Source organism: Chthoniobacter sp., assembly GCF_040003245.1.
GTDB lineage: Bacteria > Verrucomicrobiota > Verrucomicrobiia > Chthoniobacterales > Chthoniobacteraceae > Chthoniobacter.
In genome coordinates this window covers 1-8,009 of the sequence record NZ_JBDUCX010000283.1, presented here as the reverse complement: position 1 = coordinate 8,009, position 8,009 = coordinate 1, and the positions used below count along the sequence as shown (strand labels likewise).

The window sequence follows — 8,009 nt, the reverse complement described above, 5'->3', positions numbered from 1 at the left end:
TTGCTGATGAAACTCGTGGTAAACCGCGCGCGCTCGTTTGCCATTGCGCTCGGCGTCGGTTTTTTGCTGCTCGTGTCCCTGGTTTTCAGCGCGGCGATCAGCGGCTTGCAGGAGTATCTGACGCAGTGGATGCCGACCGTCCCCTGGCTCTGGCAGACCGCGAACATCGCTGCGTCATTCGTGCTGGTCGCTTTGCTCTTCGCCATGATCTACCGATTTTTGCCTGACGTGCGGCTCGGCTGGAAGGACGTGGGAATCGGGGCGGCAACGACCGCGCTGCTCTTCACGGTGGGAAAATACCTGATCGGTTTGTATCTCGGGCAAACCGCCGTCGCGAGCGCGTTTGGCGCCGCGGGTTCTTTTGTCGTGCTCCTTTTCTGGGTCTATTATTCCGCGCTCATCAGTTTCTTCGGAGCAGAGTTCACACAGGTCTATGCGCGGCGACATGGAGTCGGGATCCGACCCACGGCAAATGCGCGTAGAGTCGGAAAAAAATCGGACCGCGTTTGATTAGAGTGATGGGGAATCACAAAACCGACGCTAACCCGCAAAAATCACGCAAGAGAGTGGCGGGCGCGGATTGTTTGTGCTAATATCTTGTTGTGCAACAAGTTATAACAGATCAATCATCCGCGGCCCGTTGGACAGAGTGTTCCACCGAGCCGCTGCTTTTTTCAAGACCTTGGGACGCGCAAAGTCGTGGCCGATTTCTCCGGCGGACGGCTCAGCAGCGATGGCGGGGCGCTGCTTTTGCGCCAGGTCGATGCGGGGCTGGGCGTGACGCGCGCGCTGGCCGGTTGTTTTGTCGATCGGCACCGGCCGGAACTCATTGAGCATCAGGTGCCCGAGTTGCTCGCGCAGCGGCTTTATGCGCTGGCGCTGGGTTACGAAGACCTCAATGATCACGCGGAGTTGCGCCGCGATCCGCTGCTGGCGGCGGCGGCGGGCAAGGTCGATGTGCTCGGCGAAAAGCGGCGCTGTCCGGAGCATCGCGGCTTTGCCCTGGCGAGCCCCTCGACGCTCAACCGGCTCGAACTGAGCGCGGAGTTTTCCGACTACTATCGCAAGGTGCATCCCGAGCCGCGGGCGGTGGAGGCGACGCTCTTGAAATGGGGGTGCGTTGTCTGCCCAAGGACGCGGAGGTGTTAGTGTTAGATTTCGATGCGACCGATGATCCTTTGCATGGCCGTCAGGAGGGCCGTTTTGTTGACGCGCTCCCGCCGCCCGTCCCGCGCGCCCTGCGGGTGCTCCTTCGTCGCATCTGTCTCGCTCCGCTCGGCTCACGGTTGCTACGACCAATACTGTTACCTGCCGTTGTTCTGCTTTTGCGGCGAGGTGTGCCTCTGGGCGCAGTTGCGCACGGCGGATCGCGATGCCAGCGAGGGCACCGGATATGCAGCCGCGATACTCTCTTGTGACCATGCCCATTCTTTCCGCCATCGTCGGCGCGGTTCTGCTGTTTTTCGGGGAACGCCTTTACTGGCTCTTTGTCGGTGGCATCGGCTTTGTCGTGGGGATGGATTTGGCGGCGCGAGGATTGGCGGGGCAGCCGGAGTGGATCATCCTTCTCGCCGCGGTGCTGGTGGGGATCGTCGGCGCCGTGCTGGCGATCTTTTTCCAGCGCCTCGCGATCGGACTCGCAGGGTTCATGGCCGGCGGCTACCTCGCGCTAGCCGTGCTGACAAATCTCACCGGAAGCGCGACCGGGCAGGCTTCGATGATCGCCTTCGTCATCGGCGGCATCGTCGTCGCAGTCCTTGTCGTGGCCTTGCTCGACTGGGCATTGATCGTGATTTCGGCGCTCGTCGGTGCGGCGATGATTTCGCAACGGGCGGTTCATGACGCACTTTGGCGAACTGTCACCTTCGCCGTCCTCTTCGTCGCCGGCGTGCTCGTGCAGGCGGCGATGCTGCGGCGGGCTGGCCCGCGAAGGATCGAGGAATCTTGACGTTGCGGAAGGACTCAACGGCCGTGCATTGGTGATGCGATGATCTTCACCTGGCTGCTCCTGCTCATCCCGATTTCGCTCGGGATGCACTATTTCCTGGGCCTCGGACCGCTCTGGACGTTCGCCACCGCCATCGTAGCCATCGTGCCGCTGGCGGAATGGATTGGCCGCGCGACCGAACAACTCGCGCATCGTGCCGGGCCGGCCATCGGCGGGTTGCTGAATGTTTCCTTCGGCAATGCCGCGGAACTGATCCTCGCGCTTTTCGTCCTGATCAGCGGCAAGCCGAACGTGGTGAAAGCACAGATCACCGGTTCGATTGTCGGCAACAGCCTGCTCGGTCTTGGACTCGCCATCGTCGTCGGGAGCTGGGGCCGCGAGCGGCAAACCTTCAAACGCGAGCGCGCCGGATTGCTCTCCAGTCTGCTCATTCTCGCGATGATCGCGCTGCTGCTGCCGGCTTTATTTGATTACACCGAGCGCGGCCTCGCCGCCCCGTCAGACGCGAGACGCCTCGACGAACGCCTCAGCCTCGGCGTCGCCGTCGTGCTCATCCTCGCCTATGTCGCGAACCTCATTTCCACGCTTTGCACGCACCGTGATGTCTTCGCTTTTCCGACGGAGGAAAACGGCGCGCCGCGCGAGCAGTCGTGGCCGATCTGGCAATCGCTCGCCGTGCTCGTTGCCGGCACTGCCTTCACCGCGTGGGAAGCGGAACTCGTCTCCGGCGCGCTGGAGAAAAGCGCGGCGGCACTCGGGCTCTCGGAATTTTTTCTGGGCGTGATCGTCCTCGCCATCGTCGGCAACGCCGCGGAATACGTCGCGGCGATTTATTTTGCGCGGAAAAATCAGATGGGGCTCGTCCTGAGCATTACCGTCGGCTCGACGATCCAGGTCGCGCTCCTGCTCGCGCCACTGCTCGTCCTCATTTCGCACTTCATGGGCAAGCCGATGAATCTTGTCTTCGCAAATCCGCTCGAACTCATCGCCATCGCGGGCGTGACCTTCGCCGTGAACGCCATCGCCGCAGACGGCGAGACGACATGGTTCGAAGGCGTCCTGCTGCTCGCCGTCTATGTCGTCCTGAGCATGGCTTTCTACCTCGTGAAGTAAAGCGTGGGAACAAAAGTCGGGAGTTCACCGCTGAGTGGATAAGAGCGCCCGCCGCCCAGCTCCGGCACCTGCCTTCTTTCGGTTTCTTGAACGACCCGATCAGGTTCCCGCCCAGCTTTGCGGTCAGGGAGTCAGTTGAAAACTGGCTACACCTCGACCGCAAAACGATAGAGACCAAAAGCTGGACGGATCGGTTGAGCGTCACGCGGCCAACGGAATAAATGGAGGGGACCCGGCGCGCAGCGCTGGGGGGTCAGCCGTTTATGCCGGATGGACGCTTGCCGAAGGGTAACGCCAGCCGAGCCGGGAGGCATCCAACCCGGTGGGTCAGCGTCGGCGTGCCTTGCCGGCTCGGAATCGCGACAGCGATTCGGAGCCGCCAGCTTCGGGGGCCGAGGAAAGGATGCGTCCGAGCGGAAGCGCATCCGTTCGGCTGGAGCCGTGGCAGACGGGGGCGAAGCCGAGAGGATGGTCGCGGACGCCGACGCATGACTTCCCGGTCGTGGCCGGAGCCGGAGTGGGTGGCGGTCAGAAAAGGTGACGGTGGCGGGTTTTTTGGCGAAGGAGGGAACGACGAAGCAAAAACCCGCCACGGTCGCCCGGTGGCGGGGCCAGAAACGATCTCCTGGGCTTTGCGGGATGTAGAGATGGTTTCTGGCGTGGAACGAGGATTGAGGGGCGCGAGGTGTGGAACTCGCTCGTAAAGATGGCACCGCCGCCGCCGGGCTCGATCCGCGGAGTGATTCCGCAGCAAGATTCTCCTACTGACGAAGTCCCCCGCTGCCCGAGAGATCTTTCACGATCTGGATGTAATCATGGAGCGGCTTGGAGGGATTGTCAGCGCGCCAGGCGACGGTCGATTCTCGGTGAAGCCGCGGGGAGAGCGGGGGAAAGACCACGGTCTCATGTGGCAGCCCGGTGATCTGCTCGGGCATTAACGCCACTCCCAATCCGTCGGCCACGAACCTCATCGCCATCGGTTCGGCATCAGCTTCCTGCAAAATCTTTCCGTTGAATCCTGCGGCCTGACAGGTCTCCAGGAGCCATTCCCGCGCTCCGGGATGGGTCTGCGCAGACATGCCGACGAAGAACTGTGGCGCAAGGTCCGCTGAGTTTCAGCTTTGCCTTCTTCGCGAGCGGATGCCGCTCCGAAAGGGCCACGAGCATCGTGTCGTGAGCCACGCCCTCGGAGAGCAATTCGTGGTTGGAGAACGCGGGGCGCAGACCCACAAAACCGAGGTCGATCTTGTGCGCGTCGAGCGCCTGGAACTGTTCGTCGCTGGTCATATCGAAAAGATTCAGCGCGACATCCGGGCAGAGCTTCCGGAAGGCTCCGAGGGTCGCCGGAAGAAGTTTGTAATGGACGTTCGCGACGTAGCCGATATTGAGGCTGGAGCTTTCGCCATGATTCATCCGCTGCACCGCAGCGACGCTCTCCGCGCATATCGCGAGCAGCTTTTTTGAGTCGAAAAGAAACCGGCGTCCCTCCTCGGTGAGCGTGACCCGGTTGGTTGCCCGGTCGAGCAGCCGCACGCCGATTTCGTCTTCGAGATTCCGCACCTGCCGGGTCAATGATGGCTGGGCAAGACGGAGCTTGGCGGCGGCTTTAGTAAAGCTCAACGCTTCGGCAACCGCGATGAAATAGCGGAGGTGGCGAAACTCCATTTCTCGAACCTTGGGGGAAGCAGAGCAGAAAGCTATCAGCAATGCGGGGCGACGTTGCCGCGAACCGCTGAAATTTCAGGGCGCGCATAGCCCGCGGCTATGAGCAAGGAGAGGGAGAGGTATTGGCCCCCTCGGGAGTGAGCCGCGATGATTTTGGCGCACCGACTGTAGGGATCGTCCCCGCCTGCGGTGCAACCAACGCAAAACAGATCCACTTCCCATGAAAAAACTATTGATGATGACGGCGATGAGCTGCGTGTTCGCCATGCCCACGATGACTGCTTTCGCATCTCAAATGCCCTCTTTTCTGCAAGTGGGGCATTGGTATGTCGCGCTCTACACCGGCGAGCCGCGCCGTCCGCTTCATTTCAAGGTGCTCGAGCGCGCCGGCGGAGCGTGGATCAAGATCGAACACCGCGACGGAGTCATGTGGCTGAACACCGATGCGGCGCTCCTCATCAAACCGGGCAACAAGGAGTAGCTAGTCCTCGAAACACTCTCGGCGTAAAACGCGCCGGATAACCAAAAACAAACAAATAACCAAATACAAATAAATGAAATCATCACTAACTCCATCTATCCTGTCACTCTCTGTCGTTCTCGGACTTGGCTTATCGGCGGCCTCCGCCGCCGATGAGACTCAGGCCGAGCTGAAGGCGCAAACCAAGATAACTCAAGCGGAAGCCTCCAAGACCGCGCTCGCCAAAGTTCCAAACGGCAAAATCAAATCCGAGGAACTCGAAAAAGAGAATGGCAAGCTCATCTATTCGTTCGACATCACCATGCCGAGTTCCAAGAGCATCACCGAAGTTCAGGTGGATGCCAAAACGGGGAAGATTGTTTCTACTCAGGTCGAGACACCCAAAGACCAAGCCAAAGAAGTAGCAGCCGACAAACTCGAAAAGAAGAAAAAGTAGGGTTATCAAAGCCGACGTTCTTGAGGTAGAGTTCATGGGCCTGATCGCCGCGTTTGACAGAGGCTTGGCCGAACTTGAGCATTGACATGCTCTCCGACACACAGCTTCGGCGGCGTGCCACCGATTGACCGAGGTCAACCACACGGTCACGCTACGGTCAACGCCTTTGAGAAAACTGCTCCTCAATTTGCAATCCGCTCGCGGCAATTTTTTCGCTCTTGCGTCCACGTCCGTTTTCCTTGGGTTGCCGTGCGCGGAAGCCCAGCGGATGATCGAGCCGCCGCCTGTCGGTGTGCTGAGGATGGATGGGGCGCGGATTCATCATCCTGTTGCCGATCCTCTGAGATTCGATCTGCGCGAGGGGATCGGGCCGGATGAGGCGGGCATGCTCGCGGTGATGCTCAATCCCACTCTGCGCGCTGCGCGCGACCGGCGCGGGCTGGCTCAGGCGCAACTGATCCAGGCGGGCATCCTTCCCAACCCGCAGATTTCCTATACCCGGGATTTCGTGACGGGTGGCAACACGGCAGGGACGGTCAACGCTTTCAGCTATGGCGCGGGCTGGGATGTGATGTCGCTCTTGCCGCTGCTGCCCAAGCGAACTGCGGCGCGTGCGAATGTCCGCTCTGTCGATCTCGATATCGCGTGGCAGGAATGGCAGATTGCACAGTCGGCGCGGACGGCGGTGTATCGCGTGGTGGCGCGCGAGGCGCAGTTGGCGCGAGCGCGGGAGGCGGATCTCGCGTTGCAGAAAAACGCGGGCACGTTGAAGAAAGCCGTCGAGGCACACCAGAAGACGGTGCTCGATCTCGCGGCGGCGGAAGCGACGAGCCAGGATGCGCACGCGGTCGCGTTGAATCTGGAACAGGATGTGGAGAAACAGCGTCTCGTCTTGAAAAAGACGATCGGCCTGGAGCCGCACGCGGAATTGCGTTTTCAAAGCGGGATTCGGCTGCCCTCGAGTCTGCACCCGCCCGCCGAAGCAGAGCTGGTCGCGGGTCTGGAGACTGGCCGGCTCGATTTGCTGGCGTTGCGTGAAGGTTACGCGAGCCAGGACGCGACCGTTCGCGCGGCGGTGCTCGCGCAATTTCCGAAAATCGCGCTCGGTTTTACCAAAATCAGCGACACCTCCGACGTCCACACCTCGGGCATCGCGATCACGGTGGACTTCCCGATTTTTGACCGCAACCAGGGCAACCTCGCGACCGAACGCGCGACCCGGCAGAGGCTCGTCGATGAATACCAAAACCGGCTTTTCGAGGCGCGGTCCGACATCGCGACCGCGCTCGCCGACATCGCGTCGCTCAATCGCCAGATCGCGGCGGCGGACGAGGCGTTGCCGTTGCTTGAACGTCTGGTGAGCACGGAGGAAACGGCTGTGAACGAAGGCAACGCCGACGTGCTCGGATTATATTTTGCCCGCAGCAATCTGCTGCAAAAACGCCTCCAGCTTCTCAAACTCAAAGAGCAACTCGTCGAGGCGCGGACCGCGCTGGAGATCGCGTCGGGCCGGTATCTGCCGGGAGCGCTGGTGCGAACGCATCCCAAGCCATGAAAAAAGTCGTCTGGTTCGTCGTCATCGCATTGCTCGTAGGTGGAGCGGTCTGGTGGTTCATGCACCGCGGCTCCGGTTCGGCGAGTGCGTCCTCAGCCAGCGCGCCGGGCGACGCAACGAGCGCGAGTTTGGCGCACGTTCAGACCGCGAAGGTCGGGCGCAAAGCGATCACGGAGACACTCACGGCCTATGGCAGCATTGTCGCGCAGCCGGGCAAGACGCACGCGGTCGCGGTCGCGTTTGAAACTCGCGTGCGGCATATCCTCGTCGCGCCCGGCCAGTCGGTGACCGCCGGCGATTCGTTGATCGAGATCGAGCCGAGCGCCGCGGCGCAGTTGCAGCTTCAGCAGGCGAAGATCGCGGCCGAAGCGGCACGAAAGGAACTCAAGCAAGTCGGGGAGCGTTTCAATTTGAAACTCGCCACGAATCAGGATCTCGGCACGGCGCAGAAAACCGCGAGCGATGCGGAGTCGCAGCTCGCGAGCTTGCAAAAACAAGGCGTTGGAACGGACAACCGGATTCATTCCGATGTCGCCGGAGTCGTGGCCAAAGTCGATGTGCAGGACGGGCAGTTGGTCGCGGCGGGAAGTCCGCTCGTGGAAATCGTCGCCGAGGATGAGATCGAAGTGAAACTCGGCGTCGAGGCCGAGGATTTGGCGCTGCTCGCGCCGGGACAGCCCATCGCGCTCTTTCCCGTGAACGATCCGGCGGCGGGCAAAATCGCCGGCTCGGTGCGGCTGCTCACCCGGCGCGTCGATCCCGCCACGCGACTCGTTGATATTTACGTTTCGCTGCCCACGGGGACGAAGCT

General features: G+C 61.4%; 10 protein-coding genes and 1 pseudogene. 9 read left to right on the top strand and 2 right to left on the bottom strand.

Features of this window, described 5'->3' with window-relative positions; all coding sequences use genetic code 11:
- From ABJF10_RS26940 to cax, 5 genes and pseudogenes are all read left to right on the top strand, one after another.
- A partial coding sequence (locus tag ABJF10_RS26940) for a YihY/virulence factor BrkB family protein (RefSeq protein ID WP_348547719.1) occupies window positions 1-510 on the top strand: 510 nt, incomplete at its 5' end.
- A 111-nt stretch (window positions 511-621) separates the two neighbouring features.
- The gene (locus tag ABJF10_RS26935) at window positions 622-1,149 is read left to right on the top strand and encodes a transposase (RefSeq protein WP_348547720.1); all 528 of its coding nucleotides are present in this window, start codon (window positions 622-624) and stop codon (window positions 1,147-1,149) included.
- Window positions 1,146-1,335 (top strand): annotated as a pseudogene (locus ABJF10_RS26930) (hypothetical protein); the annotation flags it as partial. The gene ABJF10_RS26935 and the pseudogene ABJF10_RS26930, both read left to right, overlap by 4 nt.
- Before the next feature lie 85 nt (window positions 1,336-1,420).
- Window positions 1,421-1,948: a DUF4203 domain-containing protein gene (locus ABJF10_RS26925; RefSeq protein ID WP_348547718.1), complete on the top strand. Its 528-nt coding sequence runs from the start codon at window positions 1,421-1,423 to the stop codon at window positions 1,946-1,948.
- Window positions 1,949-1,987: 39 nt separating this feature from the next.
- Window positions 1,988-3,061 carry a calcium/proton exchanger gene (gene cax / locus ABJF10_RS26920; protein ID WP_348547717.1) on the top strand — a complete coding sequence of 358 codons (1,074 nt, stop codon included), beginning with the start codon at window positions 1,988-1,990 and terminating at the stop codon, window positions 3,059-3,061.
- A 761-nt stretch (window positions 3,062-3,822) separates the two neighbouring features.
- On the opposite strand, the gene ABJF10_RS26915 is transcribed toward cax, so the two are convergent.
- Both ABJF10_RS26915 and ABJF10_RS26910 read right to left on the bottom strand, forming a co-directional pair.
- Window positions 3,823-4,140 (bottom strand): LysR substrate-binding domain-containing protein, encoded by a 318-nt coding sequence (locus ABJF10_RS26915; RefSeq protein WP_348547716.1) that lies wholly within the window; start codon window positions 4,138-4,140, stop codon window positions 3,823-3,825.
- On the bottom strand, window positions 4,049-4,726 hold the full coding sequence (locus tag ABJF10_RS26910) for a LysR family transcriptional regulator (protein WP_348547715.1): 678 nt from the start codon (window positions 4,724-4,726) through the stop codon (window positions 4,049-4,051). The genes ABJF10_RS26915 and ABJF10_RS26910 overlap by 92 nt, the downstream gene beginning before the upstream one ends.
- Window positions 4,727-4,946: 220 nt before the next feature.
- On the opposite strand from ABJF10_RS26910, the gene ABJF10_RS26905 reads away from it, so the two are divergent.
- The 4 genes from ABJF10_RS26905 to ABJF10_RS26890 form a co-directional block, all read left to right on the top strand.
- On the top strand, window positions 4,947-5,207 hold the full coding sequence (locus ABJF10_RS26905; RefSeq protein WP_348547714.1) for a hypothetical protein: 261 nt from the start codon (window positions 4,947-4,949) through the stop codon (window positions 5,205-5,207).
- A gap of 73 nt (window positions 5,208-5,280) precedes the next feature.
- Entirely contained in the window at window positions 5,281-5,643 is a 363-nt protein-coding gene (locus ABJF10_RS26900; RefSeq protein ID WP_348547713.1) for a PepSY domain-containing protein, read from the top strand.
- A gap of 166 nt (window positions 5,644-5,809) precedes the next feature.
- The gene (locus ABJF10_RS26895) at window positions 5,810-7,198 is read left to right on the top strand and encodes a TolC family protein (RefSeq protein WP_348547712.1); all 1,389 of its coding nucleotides are present in this window, start codon (window positions 5,810-5,812) and stop codon (window positions 7,196-7,198) included.
- Window positions 7,195-8,009 (top strand): efflux RND transporter periplasmic adaptor subunit (locus ABJF10_RS26890; RefSeq protein ID WP_348547711.1); only part of this gene is annotated, 815 nt, incomplete at its 3' end. The genes ABJF10_RS26895 and ABJF10_RS26890, both read left to right, overlap by 4 nt.

Coding starts and splice junctions, on each gene's coding strand:
- ABJF10_RS26925 (WP_348547718.1), top strand. CDS start 1,421: ATGCCCATTCTTTCCGCCATCGTCGGCGCGGTTCTGCTGTTTTTCGGG.
- cax (WP_348547717.1), top strand. CDS start 1,988: ATGATCTTCACCTGGCTGCTCCTGCTCATCCCGATTTCGCTCGGGATG.
- ABJF10_RS26915 (WP_348547716.1), bottom strand. CDS start 4,140: ATGTCTGCGCAGACCCATCCCGGAGCGCGGGAATGGCTCCTGGAGACC.
- ABJF10_RS26910 (WP_348547715.1), bottom strand. CDS start 4,726: ATGGAGTTTCGCCACCTCCGCTATTTCATCGCGGTTGCCGAAGCGTTG.
- ABJF10_RS26905 (WP_348547714.1), top strand. CDS start 4,947: ATGAAAAAACTATTGATGATGACGGCGATGAGCTGCGTGTTCGCCATG.
- ABJF10_RS26900 (WP_348547713.1), top strand. CDS start 5,281: ATGAAATCATCACTAACTCCATCTATCCTGTCACTCTCTGTCGTTCTC.